This window comes from Enterobacter sp. R-1.6.2 (genome assembly GCF_035064085.1).
Classification (GTDB): Bacteria; Pseudomonadota; Gammaproteobacteria; order Enterobacterales; family Enterobacteriaceae; genus Enterobacter; species Enterobacter asburiae_B.
The window spans coordinates 39,508-60,505 of record NZ_JASEYI010000002.1 but is presented as its reverse complement, the minus strand read 5'-3'; the positions used below and the strand labels follow the sequence as shown (position 1 = coordinate 60,505).

Genomic DNA, 20,998 nt, shown 5'->3' with positions numbered 1-20,998 from the left:
CCTTATTTCACAAAACGATCGGTCACGTACTGGCTGTAATCCGCCGCTACCGCAGGCACTTTGCCCTGCTCTTTCAGGAAGGTGGCGGTATCCACAATCGCTTTGTTCACCGGCCCGGTCAGCTGCTGCACCTGCTGCGCGGGGGTCAGATAGGTATTGCCTTTCACCAGCCCCGGCACGTCCGCTTCCGGCACGCCGCTCAGGCGGGAGAGTTTTTCCAGGTTGGCGGGCTGCTTCAGCCATTCATCCGGGTTAGAGATGTACGGCTGCTGGGCGTCAATCGCGCTTTTGGCGAAGGATTTCACCACTTCGGGATGTTTCTCGGCGAAGTCCTTGCGCACGACCCACACGTCGAGGGTTGGCGCGCCCCACTGGCCCACTTTTTCAGAGTCGGTCAGCACGGTGCCGTCTTTTTCCAGTTCGTTCACTGCCGGAGCCCAGACGTAAGCCCCGTCAATATCCCCGCGCTGCCAGGCGGCGATAATCGCCGGCGGCTGCAGGTTGATAATTTGTACCTGACCCGGCTTGATGCCCCAGTGTTTGAGCGCCGCCAGCAGGCTGTAGTGGGTGGTGGAGATAAACGGCACGGCGATACGTTTGCCGATCAGATCTTCGGGTTTGGTGATGTTTTTCTTCACCACCAGCGCTTCAGAGTTACCGAGCTGCGAGGCGAGCAGGAAAACCTCGATCGGCACCTGCTGGCTGGCCGCAACCGCCAGCGGGCTGGAGCCGATATTGCCGATCTGCACGTCGCCGGAGGCTAACGCACGCACGACGGACGCCCCGCTGTCGAACTTGCGCCAGTCGACTTTCGCGCCGCTCTCTTTGGCAAAGGTGTTGTCCGCCTGCGCGACTTTCGCCGGTTCCGCAGAAGTTTGATACGCGACGGTGACGTCCACCGCCTGCGCCTGAAATGCCCACAGCGCCAGTGCGCCGAGAAGTGTGATTCGCGATGAAATTGCCATAGTGCCTGCTCCCCTTGTTGTTATGAGGGCAGTATTTCCGGCGCGGGAATTTTGATAAAGGAATAAAAATGAATCGCTCATAACGATTCGTTTTTAGATAAAAAGCGGGAAAGGATAGCGAATTTTGTGCGGTTCGTTTTTTTCCCTCTCCCCGTGGGCGGAGGGTTACCCAGTAATTTTTTCACCTGAAGCGATGCATGTGGTATCTGGAAAATAAATGGCTTAAAGCGATGTTTCGGTCCGGCTGTAAATCGCCGAAGCGTTTCCGTAAGGCCGGGGCGAGGCGCACGGATGCGCCGAGAGGGCGTGGCCTGCAGGGATGCAGGCTCATGCCCGACCCGATAGCCTGAAGGAATAAGCTGAGGGCACCGCGAAGCGGCGATTTACCGCCGGGAGCCCGGGTCGCCAGGGCGGCGGCGATTGAGCCGCCCTGGCACGTTCACAGGCCATGTCGTTACAAAGTAGCAAGGAACATGAAGTGAACGGAATGACCACCACAGCCGTATGTTCCCCCTCACCCCAGCCCTCTCCCTTGAGGGAGAGGGAGCCGTCCGTGGAGGTATTATTATGTGGGGTTCCCTCAGCCCCGTGGGAGAGGATCAGGGTGAGAGCATCAGGCGCACAAACCTTAGATGTAGGCCGGGTAAGGCGTAGCCGCCACCCGGCAAAGCACTCAGCGCTGCGCGTTCAGCTCAGCAATATCCTTCGGCGTGGTGCGACAGCATCCACCAATCAGCTTCGCGCCGGCTTCCAGCCACTGCGGCAGATACCCTACCAGCGTCTCGCACGCTTCACCGTGGTGGTGCCAGGTTTTGGTTATCGCGTCATAATGCTCGCCCGAGTTCGGATAGACCACCAGCGGCAGCGACGTCAGGCTTTGCAGATGCTTCAGCGCCGCCGTAGTGTTTTCCAGGGCGATGCAGTTAATGCCCAGCGCGACAATCTGCGGAGAGTTTGCCAGCGCGCTGACCACCTCACGCAGCGGCGTGCCGTCGCTCAGGTGTTCGCTGTCGCGCAGGGTAAAGGAGAACCACGCCCGGGCGCGGGGGTACCCGGCCAGAAGCGCCGCCAGCGCCTTGATCTCCACAAACGAAGGCAGCGTTTCGCAGGCCAGCAGGTCAGCGCCCGCATCCAGCAGCGCTTCCACGCGCGGGCGGTGGAAGGCAGTAAACTCCCCGGCGCTGCGCACGTAGTCGCCGCGATACTCTGAGCCATCCGCCAGATACGCGCCATACGGCCCAACGGATCCCGCCACCAGCAGCGTGCCCGCGTGCGGGTTTTCTGCCAGATACGCTTCGCGCGCCTTACGCGCCAGCTCCACACTTTTACCGATCAGCGCGCGGGACTGCGCTTCGTCCAGACCGCGCGCCGCAAAGCCCGCAGGCGTGGCCTGATAGCTGGCGGTGATCGCCACCTGCGCGCCCGCCCGGTAGTAATCGAGATGCACTTCGCGAATGAGTTCCGGGTTTTCCACCAGCACTTTGGCTGACCAGAGGCTGTCTGCCAGGTTACAGCCGCGCGCTTCCAGCTCCGTCGCCATCGCGCCATCCAGCACCACAAACGGCTGTTTTTCAAGGATGGCGGTAAGCGGGTTATTCTGCGACATGTTCAGGCTCCTGCGATGTCATATTTCGGGTCAGGTAGTACGCACCATAACACAGGGCGACAAACGGAAGCCCGCAATAAAGGGCAATGCGCTGGCTTGGGTCAAACCACAGGCCGACACAGGCCACCACGCAGAGGATAAAACCGAGCACCGGCACCAGCGGATACCACGGCGCGCGGTACTGCAGCGCAGAGAGCGGCTGGCCGGACTGCAGATGACGGCGACGGAAAACGAAGTGCGACGCGCAGATGCTGATCCACACCGCCACCACCGCAAAGCCAGAAATCGCCGAGAGCGCGACAAACACCGTGTCCGGGGCCACTACGCTGGAGAACAGCGCCAGCACGCCGCCGAGCATAGAAACCGAGAGCGCCGTCAGCGGCACGCCGTTTTTGTTCACGCGGGCAAAGCAGCGCGGCAGCGTTTTCTCGTTCGACAGCGACCACAGCATGCGCCCGGAAGCGTACAGTCCCGAGTTCGCCGCCGAGAGGATCGCCGTCAGGATCACGAAGTTAACGATGTCAGCCGCGTAAGGAATACCGACCTTTTCAAACACCAGCACGAACGGGCTCTTTTCCACGCCCGCCTGCTGCATCGGGATCAGCGCCGCCAGCACAAACACGGTGCCGATAAAGAAGATAATCAGGCGCGCGATGGTGGTGCGGATCGCAACCGGAATCACCTTGTGCGGATTTTCCGTTTCGCCCGCCGCGATGCCGATGAGCTCCGTCCCGGAGAAGGCAAAGTTCACCGCCACCATGGTCATCAGGATCGGCAGGCCGCCGTGCGGGAACCAGCCTTCGGCAGTGATGTTGCTTAAGCCCGGCGCGGGGGAACCGTCCTGCATCGGGATAAAGCCAAAGACCGCCGCGCCGCCAAGAATAATAAAGGCGATGATGGTGATGACTTTCACCAGGGAGAACCAGAATTCGCCTTCCGCAAAGAAGCGCGTAGAGATGACGTTCAGGCCAAAAATCACCGCGCAGAAGACCACGCACCACGCCCAGACGGGTACCTGCGGGAACCAGTACTGCATGCAGAAGCCCGCGGCGGTGAAGCTCGAGCCGAGCGCCACCGTCCAGGTGAGCCAGTAGAGCCACGCCACGGTATAGCCCGTCGCCGGGCCAAGATAGCGGGCGGCGTAGACGTGGAACGCGCCGGTTTCCGGCATCGCCACGGAAAGCTCGCCCAGACACTGCATCACCAGCCAGACCACCAGCGCGCCTATCAGGTACGCCAGCAGCGTGCCCGCCGCCCCGGTCGTTGAAATGATGTATCCAGTATTGAAGAATAGCCCTGTCCCAATCACGCCACCCAGCGAGAGCATAATCAGGTGGCGTGTTTTCATGGTGCGCTTAAGCTGCCCATTTTCTTGTTGTGTTTGCATATTACCTTCTATACGTATGGACATCTAAACATCCAAAGAAGGTGTGTTATACCGCGATTGTTAATAAAAAGCTAGATGACCAGACGCAAACGGGCACGCCTCGCGCTGAGTCTGGGGTGGGTAGTGAGGATCACATAGAGAATCGGACGCCAGGCCATAAGCACCTCCGCAAGCAGATACTTACAGCATGGTGCGGGAAAAGGCGATCTTCGGTCAGTCGAAAGTGGTAACGATGAACCCTCGGATCATACTTTTACGCTTCCCTCATGGTATGTCGCCACCAGGCAGGCATCATGTCGTAGAAGGAGTGATTTTCCGGGGCAAACTCCGACTGATCCGAATCGTCAAACACGCCAGTAAAAAAGGCAACGGTGGGTGAATCATCAATCGCGCCAATTGAACTGCCGCAGGTGGGGCAAAACGCCCGGCTGGAGTAGTCCGACGATCGCCATGTCGCCGGACGTCCGCCCGGACCGATCCACTGCACGTTTTCCGCCGGGAACTCAATCCATACGACGGTTTGTGCGCCGGTGTGTTTCTGACAGATATCGCACGAGCAGGTGTGCACATTGCCCCCATTCGCAGCGGTAAAGCGAACCGCGCCGCATAAGCACCCACCTGAAAAGACCTTTTCCATGCTGTCGTCCTGAGCTGTTTAAAATCTCATCAAAACATAACACATTATTGAGGTCTGTATGCCGGGTCTGGCGCGAAGCCATCGCCCGGCACGCCGGCGGCAGAATTATTGGTAAATCCTCAAATCAGTTCTATAGTCGACTCTGCTTATTCGTTACCAGGAATCACTATGCGCTTTAACGGACTGACCAAAGGTTTCTTCATTTTTATTCTCGCCCTCGTCACCTGGGCCTTCTTCGACATACTGTCGCCCTACTTCTCCGCGATACTGTGGGCCGCCATTCTGACCGTCATCTTCAATCCGGTAAAAAACAGGCTGCGCGCCGCGCTGGGGGATCGCAACGGGCTCGCCTCGCTGTTGACCATTGGCATTATCTGCCTGATCGTTTTTATTCCGTTGATGGTTATCCTCTCCTCGCTCGCCATTGAGCTGAACGTGGTTTACACGAAGCTTCAGGAGAACAACACCCAGTTTCCGGAAGTGGTGGCGAGCATCTTCAACCATCTGCCTGACTGGGCCAGCGGCTTCCTGGCGGATCACAACCTGACCAACGCGGCGCAGATCCAGAAAAAACTCTCTGACGTCGCCCTGCAGGGCGGGCAATATCTCGCCGGCAGCGCGTTTCTGATTGGCAAGGGCACGTTTGGCTTTGCGATTAGCTTCGGCATCATGCTTTATCTGCTGTTCTTCCTGCTGAAAGACGGCCCGTATCTGGTGCGCCAAATCCTTGACTCCCTGCCGCTGTCTGATTTCGCGAAACAGCACCTGTTCGCCAAATTCGTCGGCGTGTCGCGTGCCACGGTAAAAGGAACGGCGGCGGTGGCGGTGGTTCAGGGCATCCTCGGCGGGATTGCGTTTGCTATTGCCGGTATTGACGGCAGCGTGCTCTGGGGCGCGCTGATGGCCTTCCTCTCGCTGGTGCCCGCCATCGGCTCGGCGATTGTCTGGGTTCCCGCAGCCATCTTCCTGTTCGCCACCCATCAGCTTTGGCAAGGGCTGTTTATTGTCGGCTTCTTCGTGATTATCGTCGGGCTGGTGGACAATATCCTGCGCCCGCTGCTGGTCGGGAAAGACACCAAAATGCCGGACTACCTGATTCTGATCTCCACCCTCGGCGGCATGGAGCTGTATGGCATTAACGGCTTTGTGATTGGGCCGCTCATTGCCGCGCTGTTTATCGCCTGCTGGAATCTCTTCTCAGGGCGCGATCACGAAGGTAACGCCGAAGAGCTGGACCCCGACTTCATCGAAGAAGGAAAAAATCCTCCAGAATTGTGAGGATGTGACGATATAGACCACACCAGGCGGCGCTGTGCCGCCTTTTTTTTCGCCTTAAATCAAACGTTTTCTATAATTTGAAAGAACGCCATCCTACTCATGTCGTAAAAGGATCATCAGGTGCGAATCGCAACGATAACAAACTGGGCCTATGGTGCCACGGTCTGCCTGACCATCGCCTCCGGCATCATCATGCTGATGGCGTCCAGCGCTGATACCCTCGAGCGTCAGGCCGTTGAACAACGGCAGAAATTTGATCAGCTAACGGAAGATATCGAAACCGATATCTGGGCCCAGTCTGATTTAGCGCGGCTGTACGTCATTAAAAAAGATCCTCAGGTTCTCAAGGAATATAACCAGGCGGAAAACAGCCTGAAGAGCATCGAGCTTCGGCTGGAAAAGTTGCAGGATAACGGCGCATCGGATGAAGAACTGGCCCTGCTGCATGAAGGGATAAAGATCGTCGATGAGCTGCAGGACGAACAGCAAACCGCCCTTTCCAGCCTTGAGCGAGGAGAAGACGCGCAGGCCGTTGCGCTACTCTACGGTGCGCCCTATGAGCAGGAGCTGGAGCGCGCGCAGAACCAGCTCGATCACTTCCGCCAGATACTCGACAAACGCGTCATTGCCTCCGTTCAGGATGCGACAAAAAAATCGAAAGCGCTGCGTACGGCCTCTGAGCTGATGGTCGGCCTGACCGCCCTGCTGTTCCTGTTTGTTCTCGGCTTTATATTAAAGCGCCGCGTGCTGCGTCCCGTGGTGCGTCTGAGCGACGTGGTGCACCGCCTGGCATCCCAGGATTACGCGGTTGAAACGCCCAATTTCAACCAGATTGATGAGATAGGCGATATGGCCCAGGCCATCCGCATCTTCCGCGAAAACGGCCTGGCGCGACAGCGTCTGGAAAAAGAGCGCGATGCCGACTGGGCCATCCGCGAGCTGCTGGCGCGCATGACCCAGCGGCTGCAGGGGTGTGAGAACTTTAACGATGTGATTAACGTGGCGGAGCTGTTTGCGCCCAATATCGCGCCGGGGATCGCGGGGCGACTTTACGTCCTTGACCGGGAGCCATGGCAGATGCGCTGCGTCGCACACTGGCTTTCACCGGTTGGGGAAGAGACGAGCTTCCACCCTGACGAGTGCTGGGCCGTGCGCCGCGGGCAGAGCCACCCGCCGGTAAACGGTGAGCCGGATATCGCCTGCTACCATCTGCCGTCCTCCCAGGCGGAAAGCTCGCTGTGCGTGCCGCTTATCGCCCAGGGCGAGGCCATTGGCCTGCTCTCCTTCCAGAATATTACGGCGGACAACGCCCCATCCCGCGCCTATCTGGAACTGATGGCCGAAGCGCTCGGTCTGGCGCTGGCCAACCAGCGTCTGCGCGACGCGTTGCTGGAAAAAGCCTTGTTCGACCCGCTCACCGGCCTGCGTAATCGTCATCATCTGGAAGATACCCTGCAAACCCAAACGGCACAGGCGTTGCGCACCGGCGAACCGTTAAGCTGCATGATGATCGACATCGATCACTTCAAGAGCATCAATGACCGCTTCGGCCATGAAGCGGGCGATCAGGTGATTAAAAGCGTGGCGTCAATTGTTCAGCGGGCCGCACATGACAACGGACTCGCATTCCGCTACGGGGGCGAGGAGTTTCTGGTCCTGCTTACCGGTGCCGATGAACCAGAGGCGCACGCCTGCGCGCAGAAGATTTACAATAGCGTGCATGAGCTGTCGCTTCGCTACGGGCTGACCGAGATTGGGCCGGTGGATGTGTCGATTGGCATTGCCAGCTACCCACAACATGCCCAGACTGACAACCTGCTGCGCGCCGCGGATGTGGCCTTGTACCGGGCGAAAGAGCTGGGCCGCGCGCGGATTGTGAGCTTTGGGATGCTGGAGGCGGGTTAGCGGATTATCGCTTTATTCGCGCGTTACCTCAGTAATCAACATCGACAATCCATTCATGTAGTGACTTTTTTTAGCCTGCTCGCGGTATTTGGTTGGGGAGAGTCCATATTGATTCGAGAAGGCTCTGCTGAACGTTGACGGCTCCTCGTACCCTAACATCGTGAATATATCTGAAACAGAGAGCTGCGTATGTCTGAGCATATGCGCGGCCTTTTCAAGTTTCCGGCTTCGGATATAAAGGCCTATACTTATGCCACACTCCTGGCGAAAGTTCCGCTGAATGTAAGCCAATGAATAACCGGATTTCCGCGCCACATCTAAAACGGTAATGGGCCGGTATAAATTCGAGTCAATCCAGTGAGTAAGAGACTTAATTACAGCTTCACGATCTTTTAAGAGAGTAAACTTTATACACATAAGTATCCACGAAATTTTATTTACAAGAAGGCCGTTGGCAAAGTCATCCAATGACAATTGAAAATAAATATTCCTAAAAGAAAAATCACCCTAATAATAGGGTGAAAGAACGCTTACTGTATTTTATAAAGATGTCTTTGCTACATCCTCAATTTTTTCAGGACCATACAGTTTCATAAACGCATTAACGGAGGCCTGCGCTTTCATGACGATTTCACTTTCGTCAGGCTGATCCTTTCTTGCTTTTAAAAGCAAGGGTTCCAGTATGTCGGCCTGGAGAAGAGAACGAAAATACTCGGCCGCCAGCACAGGATCATCTTTCCTTAAAATATTTTGATTCATTAAATCGGTAAAAAGCGCCGAAACATTTGAACGCAGTTTTTGCATTCGCGCATAATATAATTCTCCGATACCCGATCTTCCGGCCTCGGAAATCATTAATCTTTGCAAATCCACAATATCCGGAGAGCAAATATAGCGTAAAAAGGCAACGGCAAATTGCTCGATAACCAGCTGTGGTGATTTTCTGAAAAGGCGCACCTGCCCTGCAGTTTCAATAGTCATGCTTTTTATATACTGTTCAGTTTCTGAAGACATGCATTCTACAAATAGCTCTTCTTTCGAAGAAAAGTGACTGTAAATTGTCGATTTTGAGCCACCAACAATCGCGTTAATTTCTGAGATAGACGTGGCATCAAATCCTTTTTGTCGAAACAGTCCGGATGCGACTTCCAGAATCTGTTGCCGTTTAAGCGCTCTTTTATCCATATGTTTCCTCGTTAGTTTAGGTGCCTGGCCGGGGCCAACACTTTTTGTTCTCTGATTTCGGAATCACGTCAGATAGTAGGGTTCGTAATCGTACTGACGAGTACATTTTCATTTGACGGCGCTCAGAAGTCAAGATATAAAGTGTACCGTACTGTACGGTACTGCATTTGGACTTCTCTATGAACAGCATGACGAGCGTACTGATGAAAGGTTTTCAGGAGACACTCCCGAGGTGTCGTATTTCCGGTTTAACCCGGTCCAGGATAGTGGTGAGCTGTGTTGTCATTTCCGCCATCAGTATGAGCGGATGCGCCATGATCCCCGATCCTGGCACCCCACCGCCTATGAAGACGGTCACACAACTTAAAAGCGATCAAAGTTTCCCGCACCAGAACGGCCAGTGGCCGAAAGATTACTGGTGGAAGAAATACGGTGACGAGCAGCTCAACGGGCTGATTGATGACGCGCTTAAAAATTCCCCCACGCTTAACATCGCCGAAGCTCGCGTGAAACAGGCGCAGGCGATGACGCAAAGTGCGAGCGGTTCGCTTTTCCCTGAGGTCACCGCAAACGCCAGCTTTATGCGGGACAAAATGAGTTACAACTATGTGACGCCTGAAAGCGCAACGCCTCAAAACTGGAACAGCTATGGGCGCACCACGCTTGATATGAGCTGGGAAATTGATTTTTGGGGTAAAAACCGCGCAGCGCTCGCGGCTGCGACGTCTGGTGAAATGGCGGCGGTAGCGGAAGAAGCACAAACAAGGCTGGTGCTCTCTTCTTCTATTGTTACCGTTTACGCGGAGCTGGCGCATTTATACACCGTTCGCGAAACGCTTAACGACACCCTCACTATACGAACCAGTACGCTCGCGTTGTTCCAGCAACGACATGACGCGGGGCTTGAAGATTTATCCAGCCTTCAACAGGTTGAGACGCGTCAACTCAACGCAAAAGCAAACCTGGTGGCAATAGATGAAGCTATTGCGATCAAAAAACATGAGCTCGCTGCACTGATCGGCGATGGGCCTGACAGATCGCTGGCAATCACCGCGCCTAAGGCAACGCTTTTAGCGCATGAGGAACTTCCTCCGAATATTGCGCTGGATCTGATTGGTCGCCGTCCTGATATTGTCGCGGCACGTTTACGCGCCGAGGCGGCAGCAGAGCAAATCAAACAGAAAAAAGCCGGTTTTTACCCAAGCGTTAATCTGGTTGCCTTTGCCGGGTTCCAGTCATTGGGTATTAACAACCTTACCCGGAGTGGCTCAGCAATTGGCAGCTTTGGCCCGGCCATATCGTTGCCAATATTTAATACGCAGAAGCTCCAGGGTGATTTGAAATACGCCAGCGGTGAATATGACATTGCGGTGCAGGTTTATAACGACACGTTAACGAATGCACTTCGGGAAGTGAGCGATGCGCTCACCAGCAGAGCCTCACTGAAAGACGAGATGCTTTATTCTCAGGGCGCAGTCACGTCGGCAGAAAAGGCGTATTCCCTCACCAAACAAAGATATGAAGGAAAGGTTGCTGACTATCTCGACGTCTTGTCCTCGGAAGATGAGCTGGTCGCGGCCCGCCGAAAATTAGCCGATGTGAATTCTCGCGCCTTTACGATTGACGTCGCATTAGCGCGCGCATTAGGCGGCGGATATACCTCGAACAAACAGTGATTTTTTAACACCAGGTTAATTACTAAATAGTGGAAAGAAAGGAAATAAAATGAGTCATTCTGCAGCTATTGAAGATCAAAATATTGAATCATCCGATATCAAAAAGAAAAAAAGAAAACGTTTATTCTCTTATCTCGCATTAAGCATCGCGCTGGCTGGCGTAGGCTCGTTCGCATACTGGGAATTAGTGGGTTCCCGATATGTTGAAACCGATAACGCCTATACCGATGTTGAGTCCGCTCAGCTCTCTTCCGCGATCACCGGTACGGTCAGTGCCATCCTGGTCACGGATTCTCAGGTGGTAAAAAAAGGCGATGTTCTGATCCAGCTGGATCCTACTGACGCAGAGTTAGCCCTTAATCAGGCGGAAGCAAACCTGAACCTGGCCATACGGCGGGTAAATGGATACAAGGCCACCGACACAAAACTCGGCGCAGAAGTTGTGGCGAATGAAAAAGAGCAAAAACGCCTGCTGGCCCAGGTTGATGCCGCAAACGCTGACTTCCAGCGCGCGACGGTTGACCTCAAGCGACGCGAAGCGTTAATGCAGACGGGTGCGATTTCAGGCGACGAACTGACGCGAATTCAAAACGTTTACGCTTCCGCACTGGCAAACCTGAATGCCGCTAAAGCCGCCGTGGCGCAAGCCGATGCGGCGAGACAGGCGGCGGTGGGCGCAAGACAGGCGAATGCCGTGATGATTGAGGATGCAAATACCGAGACCAACCCTGAAGTTGCTCTCGCCAGAGCGAAGCGCGATCAGGCCAGACTGGATCTGGAAAGAACCGTGATCCGTTCGCCTGTCGATGGCGTGGTTGCTCGTCGCCAGGTCGAGCTTGGACAACGCGTCCAGCCTTCCACACCGTTATTGTCCGTGGTGCCGGTTCAGCAAATTCACGTCAATGCCAACTTCAAGGAAGTTCAGCTCCAGCATGTAAAAGTGGGACAGAAGGTAGAACTGGTGAGCGATCTGTATGGCGACAACGTGCCTTTCCATGGAACGGTAGAAGGCTTTGATGGCGGCACCGGCGCAGCGTTTTCAATTATTCCTGCGCAGAACGCAACGGGTAACTGGATTAAGGTTGTTCAGCGTTTGCCCGTGCGCATCAAACTCAATGCTGATGAGCTTGCAGCGCATCCGTTGCGGGTTGGTCTGTCCATGAAAGCGACAGTTAACTTAAAAAGTGAATAACGGAAACCAGGCCATGTCTACATTAGTTATCGATAATCAGCCGCCTTCGCTGAAAGGCGGTATGTTATGGATTGGTGCCCTGGTACTTGCAATGGCTAACTTTTTAGCCGTGCTCAACATGACCATTGCAAACGTCACTCAACCCAACATGGCTGGTGCCCTGGGCGCAGGAACCAGCCAGGGCACGTGGATCATCACGGCCTATGCCGTGGCTGAAGCCATTACGGTACCGCTATCAGGATGGTTAACCACACGGTTCGGCGGCGTGCGCGTTTTCTCCGTTTCCGTGTTCATGTTCGGTATTTTCTCTTTGCTTTGCGGCCTTTCCACTTCGCTGGGAATGCTGCTGCTGATGAGGGTTTTTCAGGGCATGGCGGGAGGCCCCCTGATGGCCTTATCACAAACCTTACTGCTGCGTATTTTCCCGAAAGAAAAATCCATGCAGGCGACGGGATTATGGGCGATGACAACATTGCTCGCGCCCGTGATAGGCCCGGTTCTTGGCGGATGGATTTGCGATCATTACAGCTGGTCGTGGGTGTTTATCATCAACGTTCCGATGGCAATCGCTTTTTCAGTCGTGGCGTGGTCAGTACTGAAAATCTTCGAAGATAAGCTGATAAATAACTCTATTGATATCGTTGGGTTTATTTTATTGGTGATCTGGGTTGGTGCCCTGCAGATCATGCTCGATGAAGGGAAAGATCTTGACTGGTTTGCCTCAGAAGAAATTTGCGTTCTGGCGATTATTGCCTGTATCGGCTTTTTAAGTTTCTGCATCTGGGAGCTGACCGCTGAACATCCGATCGTCGATATCAGAGTGTTTCGCCATCGCGGTTTTTCGGCCAGCATGTTTGTGCTCGCACTCGCGTTTGGATGTTTTTTTGGTCTGAATGTCCTCACGCCTTTGTGGCTACAATATAACTTAGGGTATACAACAACATGGGCAGGGATTGTGGTGGCCTGGGGCGGGCTTTTGCAGGTGGTATTTTCTCCGGTTGCCGCTAACCTTTCTAACAAAATCGATCCGCGTATTCTTATCTTCTTTGGCTGCGCCTGGTTGGGTCTCGACACCTTCTGGCGATCCTATGCGACGACCGATATGGACTACTGGTCTATCTGCGTACCTTTGTTATTCATGGGCGTTGGAATGCCGCTGTACTATGTCCCGATTACGGGGCTTGCAATGGGCTCTGTAGATGAAACGGAAATGGCTTCAGCGGCGGGGCTAATGAACTTTGTTCGAACGTTATCGGGTGCATTTGCCACATCGCTCGTAACGACGTCATGGCAAGACCAGCGCTATATTGCGCATGACAAACTGGCGTCCGTCGTCGACCCTACTGGCGATGTTTCGCACTACATTAGTTCGGCCCCTCAGCAAGGTGGACAATTTGTGCGTGAGCTTTTTGACAAGATGGTAAACAGCCAGAGCATGATGCTGTCGACCAATAATCTGATGATGTCGATCGGCGTGATATTTTTTATCGCTGCATTTGCAATTGCATTAGCGCCTAAACCTTCGCGCGTGGTGGATGCCGCGTCTGTAGGACACTGATATTTATTCAGCACAAGGACGTGAGTATCAAAAAAACAGAGAAAATCTGATGGACAGTAAATCATATACGCCGGGCAGTCGGGATATTTTGTACAAGAAAATATTCCTTTCAATTTCCGAAATGAAATATCTTGAAAGGGAAATAAAAAAGTTCAACTGGCTAGAACGTACTTTTTTAAGGAAAAAAGAGTTCTATAAAATGCAATATCACAAAAGCAAATGTGACAGCAATTTCTTTAGATTTATCAACAGCGGGCAAGACAACCAGAATACGTTAATTCATATCCTTGAACAATTACCTGAGAACCATCCTGACCGAACATGGCTGACGGGCTTTCTGCTTTGAAACCATCGGGCAAGTAACGTAATAAGCCGTTTCCCGGCTGATTAACATTCCGGATGTGACATATATAAAAACGCTAAATTCAGGTTAACATCATGAAAATGAGTGACTTTCAATGTCTTATTGAAAAGAATAGCGATTATAAGGATGTTTGTCTCACCATTCTTCTAATACTGCAGGTTTTAACTATTTTTATCATTTCCCCTGTGACGGAGAGCGAACATAAAAACTATCACTGGCTAAACAATGCATTGTTCTCAGCGATGGCCTTGATTTCGGTATTCATTGTTTCGAAGGATATAAAAAGGTATCTGGCTATACTCAGTTTTTCTTTTTGTCTGGTCGGGTTGGCCGTCGGGTCAACAACGACCACGCACAAAACCACAGGGATACTGGTTCTCCTGTCAGGGATTTTTTTCTGTCTCAACGTTAGCTGGATTGTGGCAAAACAGGTTTTCGATGAGGGTGTTGTGACGCTTCATCGCATTCGCGGCGCCATGGTTATCTATCTGAATATCTCACTTTTGTTTGCGCTGCTGGACTGTTTACTGGTGGGATTCATTCCAGATGCATATACAGGAATATCGGACGATAACTCAATTGAAACGATGCTTTACTTCAGCCTGACCATGCTAACCACCCTTGGCTATGGAGATATTCTGGCAATACATCCTTTTGCACGTAATCTGGCGATGCTTGAAGCGGTGATGGGTCAATTCTATATGGGTACGATGATCGCTATTTTAGTCGGTTTACATATAGCACAGAGGGCTCCTGCGTCAAAAAAATGAATAAACGCTATTTTTAACATGCCGGATATATATCTTTTTGCTGGCAGAAAAAAGTGGACGCTTCCCAGTGGAAGAAGCGTCCAAAAATCAGGCAATTATTCAGACACAGATTGAAACCGTAAACTGACGATCTCATCGATAATATCTCACACCCTCTTCTCTTCATTATTTACATTTTCTGCCATGGCATAAGAAAAAACTCATTCTGCAGGCGTTAGCGTTTTTAGCGGGCGTGTTACCCGCGCAAACCGGCAGGATAGTATTCATCCCGTCGGAGCTACGTAACCAGTGGCTTTTCACGTGAGGTGGACGAATTGTGCACAGCGCAGGCCGCACCACTTTCAGGAGGGCGATACCCGCGAAGGACAGATGCTGAGCGGTTGCACGCTCGCTGTTTCAACACAGGTAAAATCAATGGTGTAAGATGATTACAATCAATTAAAGCGATCATTTTTTAAACACAAGAGAGCTTATGCAAGCAACTTTAGCTTTTTTCAAAAAGTTAAGCGTCATCACACTGTCTTACACCCTCTCAACGCAAATCAATAACTTATTGATTTTATTGAAATAAAACCAATAAAAATTCTAAAAACCATTAGTACTCAACAAAATATATAAACTCGTGTGATATCTAAATTATAATTCTTATACTTATGTTCAAAAGGTGGAGGTCAAAATGCGATTAACCCTACTGCTGTTATGCTGTCTCGTACAAAGTGTAACCTGGGCTGGCGACCTGCCAAAACCAGTTGGTAAACCCATTTTAACGATTTACGGTAATATAGAAAATACCAATGAAAATGGAAAAGCAGTGTTTGATCTCGCCAGCCTTGAAAAACTCGGAGTAGTGAGTTTCGAGACGACATCTCCCTGGTATAATGGTCGTACGAAGTTTGAGGGTGTTCCAATGAACAAACTCATGGAGTATGTGGGTGCGAAGGAACTAACGTTAATGTTATTGCGCTCAATGATTACTCAACCGTGATCCCTCTCAGCGACTTTAAAAAATACAACGCCATACTTGCCTTAAAGGTCAATGGCGAATATATGCGCATCCGCGATAAAGGCCCATCGTTCATTGTATACCCCTATGACAGTCTTCCTGAGTTGAATAATCAGATTTATTACTCACGATCAGCATGGCAGGTTAGCAAAATGAAGATTGAGTAGTCGTTCAGGAGAACATAATGAACAGGATACTGGTTGGTATCATTTTTTCTCTTTTTATCACGACAGGATATATTGCATTCCTTGTTTACGATCGCCAGCAGGAATTGCAAAAACTGACTCAATACACTGAGTCCTGGTCCGTGGCACAACTGGTATCAGAGTATTACCGTTTTGAATCATGGCTTGGTCTATACGCAACCGATACCGATGACGTTACGATAGACCAGGTCCGCATGCGTCTTGAAATTATGCTCAGCCAGAGCGATTTAATGAAAGGGGGTGATTTAGGTCGCTATATTGACAGTGATAAAGCGCATCAGGAGCTCGCTTTGCGCTTAGAGAAAATACTGGCCTATCTGGATAGCCATCTTGAAAAAATGAGCCACCCAGAACTACAGGCATACCTGACAAATATGCATGAACTTGATGCGCCGCTGAGCCAGCTTTCTGCAACGGCATTGACGAAAGATATTAACACGGTTAATGAATCCAACCATAAAATACAAATCCTGTATTATATTTATTCGGTACTTTCATTATTACTGGTGATATTAAGCTTTATTCTGGGTTTCTTAATGATCTACCAGAATAAAAACATTCTCAAAGCGCACATGCAGGTTAAAAGCCTTGCTGACGAGCTTCAGATATCAAAAGAAACGCTGCAAATTCAGAACTCGAAGCTGGAATATGATGTTTATCATGACTCCCTCACCGGCATGAAAAACCGCCTTTTCTTCTGGGACGATCTCAACAAAATTAATCTTCAGGCAGATAAAAACCACATCCCCGTCACGGTGATGTTATTTGATTTAGACCGCTTCAAAGAGGTCAACGATACCTATGGCCATGATGCCGGAGATTTGCTGCTGAATCAGGTATCCAGACGCCTCACCTCAATGAGCAGCGCCACTGATACGTTTTACCGTTTGGGCGGAGATGAGTTCGCCCTGCTTTCCAGTGGCCTCACTGAAGCAGCCGCCGTTTCGCGCGCCAAAGAAATCAGCGAACATATCAGCCAGCCCTATACAATTAATAACCAGCTGATAAAAATCGCCACCTGTGTGGGTATCGTTTTATCTGATAATGAACGGCGCTCTGACTACCTTTATAAATTTGCCGATCTGGCGCTCTACGAAGCCAAAAAAGAGGGTTCACAGCAGATAAAAGTTTTCCGTCAGTGGATGCTGCAAAAGTTGCAGGAAAGCAGAACCCTTGAACATGATATGGCACTGGCGATCGATAACCATGAATTCGTTGTTTATTACCAGCCTATTGTCGATTCATTCAGCAATGAAATTTACGGCTATGAAGCGCTTATTCGCTGGATACACCCGGTGAAGGGGCTACTGTCACCCGATTACTTTATTTCCGTCGCTGAAAAAACGGGGATGATCAACCAGATCGGCAAAACCGTGCTGGAGCTTGCCTGCCGGGAAGCGGTTTCCTGGGCGGTTCCGGCAAGGATCTCTGTGAACGTCTCACCCGTTCAGCTGGGCACGAAATCCTTTACGGCAATGGTACAGTCCATCCTGAAGGAGACAGGACTTCCGGCAAACCGTCTTGAATTAGAGGTTACGGAGTCATCGCTCTTCAGCGACAGCAACACGCCAATCACTATTCTCAAAAAGCTGAGAACGCTGGGTGTAAGAATTTCAATCGATGATTTCGGGACGGGTTATTCGTCGCTCTCACGTCTGAGTGAACTGAATTTTGATAAAATTAAAATCGACAAATCCTTTGTGAACCCGATATCCACGCAGGATGATGCCCTTAATATCGTTAAATTGATAACCGGCATGGCGAAGAGCCTCAATATGAGGGTCATTGCAGAAGGTGTTGAAACCGAAGCGCAGCTCGAACGTCTTCAGGCGCTAGGCTGCGATCTCGTGCAGGGATATCTGTTCGGAAAACCACAGGCTGAGATTGACAGGAAGATTAGATACGGTTGAAATGGTTGCGCGGCTTTTTCTGGCCTAAAACCCTTTAGTCGATTGATAATCAAAGGTTAAATAATGAAAAAAACAGCCCCGGAATATACGCCTGTTGATTTATCTCGTTGGGCCAGGAAGGAGCATTTTGAAGTATTCCAGTCATTTGCTGAGTGTACAATTAACCAAACGGTTCTGATCGACATCACCGCGCTGCGAAAACATATCAAAGAGGTCGGCTGGAAGTTTTATCCGACGATTATTTTCCTCCTCTCTAAAATCATGAACCGGCATCCGGAATTCCGTATGGCCGTGAAGGACAATGAGCTTGTCATATGGAATGAAATTCATCCCAGCTATACCATTTTCCACCCTGAAACAGAGACCTTTTCGTCATTGTGGAGTCACTTCGACGGCAATATTCATCACTTCCAGAACACTTATGCAGAAGACATTGCGCGCTATGGCAATAACCTTTCTTACTGGCCTAAGGAAGAGTCCCGGGAAAATGTCTTTTTCGTATCGTCTATTCCCTGGGTAACGTTTACGAACTTTACGATGAACATTGCGCACATGAAGAACTTCTTTTCCCCTATGTTCACGTTTGGAAAATACTACGAGCAGGATGGGAAAGTGCTGTTGCCTATGGCGGTACAGGTACATCACTCGGTGTGCGATGGTTTCCATGTGGCAAGGATGTTTAATGAGTTGCAGGAGATGTGTGATGGTTTGCCGGAGCTGTCGGAGGGATTAAATAGCTGATACGACAGAGGACTATTTTAGAAGATAATAGGAACAGAAAAACACAGCAAAGCATTGATAAGAAAAAAAATTAGAACAAAATAAAAATGCCCCCATCAAAATCAGTAGCAATTGATAGGGGCTTTAGATTTATGCAGCAGTTCCTTCTCTATTGATCTCGAGTATTCTAGATGTTAACTCATCGGGTGTTTCTTGATTTATCACCAATTCTTTTAAACGTAGTTTGTCTGTTAAATCATGATATCGCAATTCAAATTCATTAATAATTTGCTTCCATGTTTTAATGTATATACGCTTACTTCCGCTCTTTTGAAGCAACCCATATTCTCCATGATGTTTATTACTTTCAAGTTCATCACGAATATTAGCAGTATTGTTTTGATTGTCGGATATATCATTCCCTACTAAAATAAAATCCCAACGGGTATTATCATTAGTAAATTCAGCATTAGAACTTATTACATTCTTATACTTTTTGACTTGTTCGTATTCCTTATCCGTCAATTTAACACTCGGTCGTTTCAATTCAATCACTACACAGTGAAAATATTCTTTACCAGCATCATCGTATCTCTTTCCTTTTAAGGCTGCAAAAATATCCATTTCCTTTTTACTGTCAGGATGGTCTACGGAATACTTATCGAAGTGTTCTTCATCAAAACCCTTCACTTCTTTTAAAAACACTCTAAGTGCTTTATCAAACTTATCCTCTTCAGAGGCCAATAAAGTATATTGTTCACCAAACAACCATAAATTATCTTCCACTGATTTTTGTATGTGTTTGACTTCGTAAGTATCTTTCTCAGGATCTTTTATCAAAGCTTGGAAATATTCGAGTATATCCAATCTATCATTAATAAATGAGATGGTTTTTGTAATATTCGACAGAGAGGTTCTTTTAATGACATTAGATAATTTATCAACTTCTTGATCGCTTAACTCGACGATCCCTTCAAAGATATCAAAGAGATTTGCTAAACTATTCGTCTCAACAATCCTATCTAGTAACTTAACAAAAATTTTCTTTTGTTTAATATTTAGTGTCTTGGAGAAAAGCAATGGTTCAGCCTCGTAAATCACCTTAATAGTTTCAATGAGTTGATTCCTTCTAAATTCATTGTAAGCGACATTATCTCCGGGATACTCAGGTAATATACCTTGAGAAAGATATTCCTGAATAAGTTGATCGGCCACGCTACTCTTACAGATTCGGTATTCTTCCTTGAGTATTTTTTTTACTTCTGAAACTATAAATCTATACTCTTCAGATTTAGTATTGTTTTCATGAGAACCTAATAAGTCCGCATGTATGTCGAACGAATCGAAAAATGATGAAGAGACATATGCTGAACAATAAAATTTCTTACCATTAAGCTCAGATAACTCTTTATGGACTATGATTCCTGAGCTATTTATAAAATAAATGAATGATTTTTCTTTGACCGGTCGCTGCGACCATTGAGTCGTTTTGATATCAAACTTATACCCATTCAATTCTTTGTCATAATTATGAGACAAATAATCAATGGGTTTAACTTTTAGCTGATTTATATAAACTTGAATATTAGGATCAGCAAGCAACAACCATGATATATCATTCTGAATATATCCAATCATTTGATTGTTGAACTCGTCTTCACCTATGGTGATAGGTGAAAATGATACTACTGTTCCTCTTTGATTCTGTGGCATTACTATCGGTGCGCTGACCACATATTCATTAATATGGCTAGCTTTAAGATCTATCGTAAACTCTGTACCTTTTCCATCAAAAGTTGTCCACAGTGCTCTTTGTGCAAATTTTACAAAAGAAAAACGCCCCTTTCCTTTTCGTCCTCTCGTAATAGGTGAGCATTTTTGTTTTTTTTGAGAGTCGAGAAACTTACCAAATGTCTGATCCAGCTCAGAATAAACAATTCCTAATCCATCATCGGATATAGATATTTCTGAAAGACCACTAAGCCCATTTGGTTTCGAATTGATGTGGATTGTTTTTGCACCAGCATCAAATGCATTCCAAACATACTCACACAGAGCTTTGCTCGTGGAAAGATTCTCCAACTGACTAAGAACACTTTGCCCAGTATTTTTAGTTGTTCTTTTTGTGCTGGCCATAAAGCTTTCTCCATAGCTCTAAAATATAAACTTTAATCTATTCCTATAATAAACCAATAAATTAACCAGGCAAAGAGAACAAAATCGCAGATTTTTGACTTTTTGGTCTTGATCTGATGCATGCCAAGTCCGGACAGAAAGAGAAAAATAGAAAACAATTTAAAAATCATATGATTATGATAAATCCAAAATTTCTATATGATGCCACTCAAAATTTACTATGACAAAAATCGCACTACACCGCACCCGCCTGCGGTTTTCAGATCACAAAAATTTTTCAGTTGGGATTTTTTACAAATGATAGCGTCAGGCCGCGCCACAACTGGGGATATACGGCGAGCAGGGAACTGAAAAAAGTGAAAAGAATTTCAGCTTTTTCAGTTTAGCTTTACTCCAACATCGTAATCACTTGAATTAAGCTATTGATAGTAAAGAGCTATAAAATTTTAGGTGAGATTTTTTATGTTAACTAACGGCACACTTAAAAGTTAAGTAACTGA

16 protein-coding genes and 1 pseudogene are annotated in these 20,998 nt (G+C 49.3%); 10 read left to right on the top strand and 7 right to left on the bottom strand.

Translation table 11 applies throughout. The annotated features are described in order from the left end of the window. Positions 1 to 2 precede the first annotated feature (2 nt). The 4 genes from tauA to QMN93_RS02065 all read right to left on the bottom strand — a co-directional run bounded on the left by tauA (position 3) and on the right by QMN93_RS02065 (position 4,595). The gene (gene tauA, locus QMN93_RS02080) at positions 3 to 965 is read right to left on the bottom strand and encodes a taurine ABC transporter substrate-binding protein (protein ID WP_069303717.1); all 963 of its coding nucleotides are present in this window, start codon (positions 963 to 965) and stop codon (positions 3 to 5) included. A gap of 673 nt (positions 966 to 1,638) precedes the next feature. Continuing rightward, positions 1,639 to 2,571: a homocysteine S-methyltransferase gene (mmuM, locus tag QMN93_RS02075; protein WP_182383097.1), complete on the bottom strand. Its 933-nt coding sequence runs from the start codon at positions 2,569 to 2,571 to the stop codon at positions 1,639 to 1,641. Further along, entirely contained in the window at positions 2,558 to 3,958 is a 1,401-nt protein-coding gene (gene mmuP, locus QMN93_RS02070) for an S-methylmethionine permease (RefSeq protein WP_032661626.1), read from the bottom strand. Before mmuP ends, mmuM begins: the two co-directional genes overlap by 14 nt. Positions 3,959 to 4,211: 253 nt before the next feature. Then, positions 4,212 to 4,595 (bottom strand): GFA family protein, encoded by a 384-nt coding sequence (locus tag QMN93_RS02065; protein ID WP_182383096.1) that lies wholly within the window; start codon positions 4,593 to 4,595, stop codon positions 4,212 to 4,214. A 168-nt stretch (positions 4,596 to 4,763) separates the two neighbouring features. On the opposite strand from QMN93_RS02065, the gene QMN93_RS02060 reads away from it, so the two are divergent. Both QMN93_RS02060 and QMN93_RS02055 read left to right on the top strand, forming a co-directional pair. Beyond that, positions 4,764 to 5,873 carry an AI-2E family transporter gene (locus tag QMN93_RS02060; RefSeq protein ID WP_033144729.1) on the top strand — a complete coding sequence of 370 codons (1,110 nt, stop codon included), beginning with the start codon at positions 4,764 to 4,766 and terminating at the stop codon, positions 5,871 to 5,873. Positions 5,874 to 5,993: 120 nt separating this feature from the next. Then, positions 5,994 to 7,778, top strand: coding sequence for a diguanylate cyclase (locus QMN93_RS02055; protein ID WP_193138867.1), 1,785 nt, complete (start codon positions 5,994 to 5,996; stop codon positions 7,776 to 7,778). A gap of 12 nt (positions 7,779 to 7,790) precedes the next feature. Here QMN93_RS02055 and QMN93_RS02050 read toward each other — a convergent pair whose 3' ends face one another. Continuing rightward, positions 7,791 to 8,195 (bottom strand): helix-turn-helix domain-containing protein, encoded by a 405-nt coding sequence (locus QMN93_RS02050; protein ID WP_029739732.1) that lies wholly within the window; start codon positions 8,193 to 8,195, stop codon positions 7,791 to 7,793. Between the two features lie 123 nt (positions 8,196 to 8,318). Further along, positions 8,319 to 8,963: a TetR/AcrR family transcriptional regulator gene (locus QMN93_RS02045; protein ID WP_048975098.1), complete on the bottom strand. Its 645-nt coding sequence runs from the start codon at positions 8,961 to 8,963 to the stop codon at positions 8,319 to 8,321. A 179-nt stretch (positions 8,964 to 9,142) separates the two neighbouring features. Here QMN93_RS02045 and QMN93_RS02040 point away from each other — a divergent pair, with 179 nt between their 5' ends. From QMN93_RS02040 to catA, 8 genes and pseudogenes are all read left to right on the top strand, one after another. Further along, the gene (locus QMN93_RS02040; protein ID WP_319987995.1) at positions 9,143 to 10,639 is read left to right on the top strand and encodes an efflux transporter outer membrane subunit; all 1,497 of its coding nucleotides are present in this window, start codon (positions 9,143 to 9,145) and stop codon (positions 10,637 to 10,639) included. A 49-nt stretch (positions 10,640 to 10,688) separates the two neighbouring features. Further along, positions 10,689 to 11,831 (top strand): HlyD family efflux transporter periplasmic adaptor subunit, encoded by a 1,143-nt coding sequence (locus QMN93_RS02035; protein ID WP_193138865.1) that lies wholly within the window; start codon positions 10,689 to 10,691, stop codon positions 11,829 to 11,831. Positions 11,832 to 11,844: 13 nt separating this feature from the next. Further along, complete coding sequence (locus QMN93_RS02030) at positions 11,845 to 13,389, top strand: DHA2 family efflux MFS transporter permease subunit (RefSeq protein ID WP_226852603.1); 1,545 nt, start codon at positions 11,845 to 11,847, stop codon at positions 13,387 to 13,389. 49 nt (positions 13,390 to 13,438) lie between these two features. After that, positions 13,439 to 13,735, top strand: coding sequence for a hypothetical protein (locus QMN93_RS02025; RefSeq protein ID WP_048979327.1), 297 nt, complete (start codon positions 13,439 to 13,441; stop codon positions 13,733 to 13,735). A 92-nt stretch (positions 13,736 to 13,827) separates the two neighbouring features. Further along, positions 13,828 to 14,523: a potassium channel family protein gene (locus QMN93_RS02020; protein ID WP_069303709.1), complete on the top strand. Its 696-nt coding sequence runs from the start codon at positions 13,828 to 13,830 to the stop codon at positions 14,521 to 14,523. Between the two features lie 676 nt (positions 14,524 to 15,199). After that, positions 15,200 to 15,693 (top strand): annotated as a pseudogene (locus QMN93_RS02015) (molybdopterin-dependent oxidoreductase). A 17-nt stretch (positions 15,694 to 15,710) separates the two neighbouring features. Beyond that, positions 15,711 to 17,642: a bifunctional diguanylate cyclase/phosphodiesterase gene (locus tag QMN93_RS02010; RefSeq protein ID WP_193138864.1), complete on the top strand. Its 1,932-nt coding sequence runs from the start codon at positions 15,711 to 15,713 to the stop codon at positions 17,640 to 17,642. Positions 17,643 to 17,705: 63 nt separating this feature from the next. Beyond that, positions 17,706 to 18,383 carry a type A chloramphenicol O-acetyltransferase gene (catA, locus tag QMN93_RS02005; protein ID WP_193138863.1) on the top strand — a complete coding sequence of 226 codons (678 nt, stop codon included), beginning with the start codon at positions 17,706 to 17,708 and terminating at the stop codon, positions 18,381 to 18,383. Between the two features lie 129 nt (positions 18,384 to 18,512). Here the strand turns inward: catA and QMN93_RS02000 are convergent, their stop codons facing one another. Beyond that, complete coding sequence (locus tag QMN93_RS02000) at positions 18,513 to 20,498, bottom strand: ATP-binding protein (RefSeq protein WP_323619997.1); 1,986 nt, start codon at positions 20,496 to 20,498, stop codon at positions 18,513 to 18,515. Between the last annotated feature and the right edge of the window lie 500 nt (positions 20,499 to 20,998).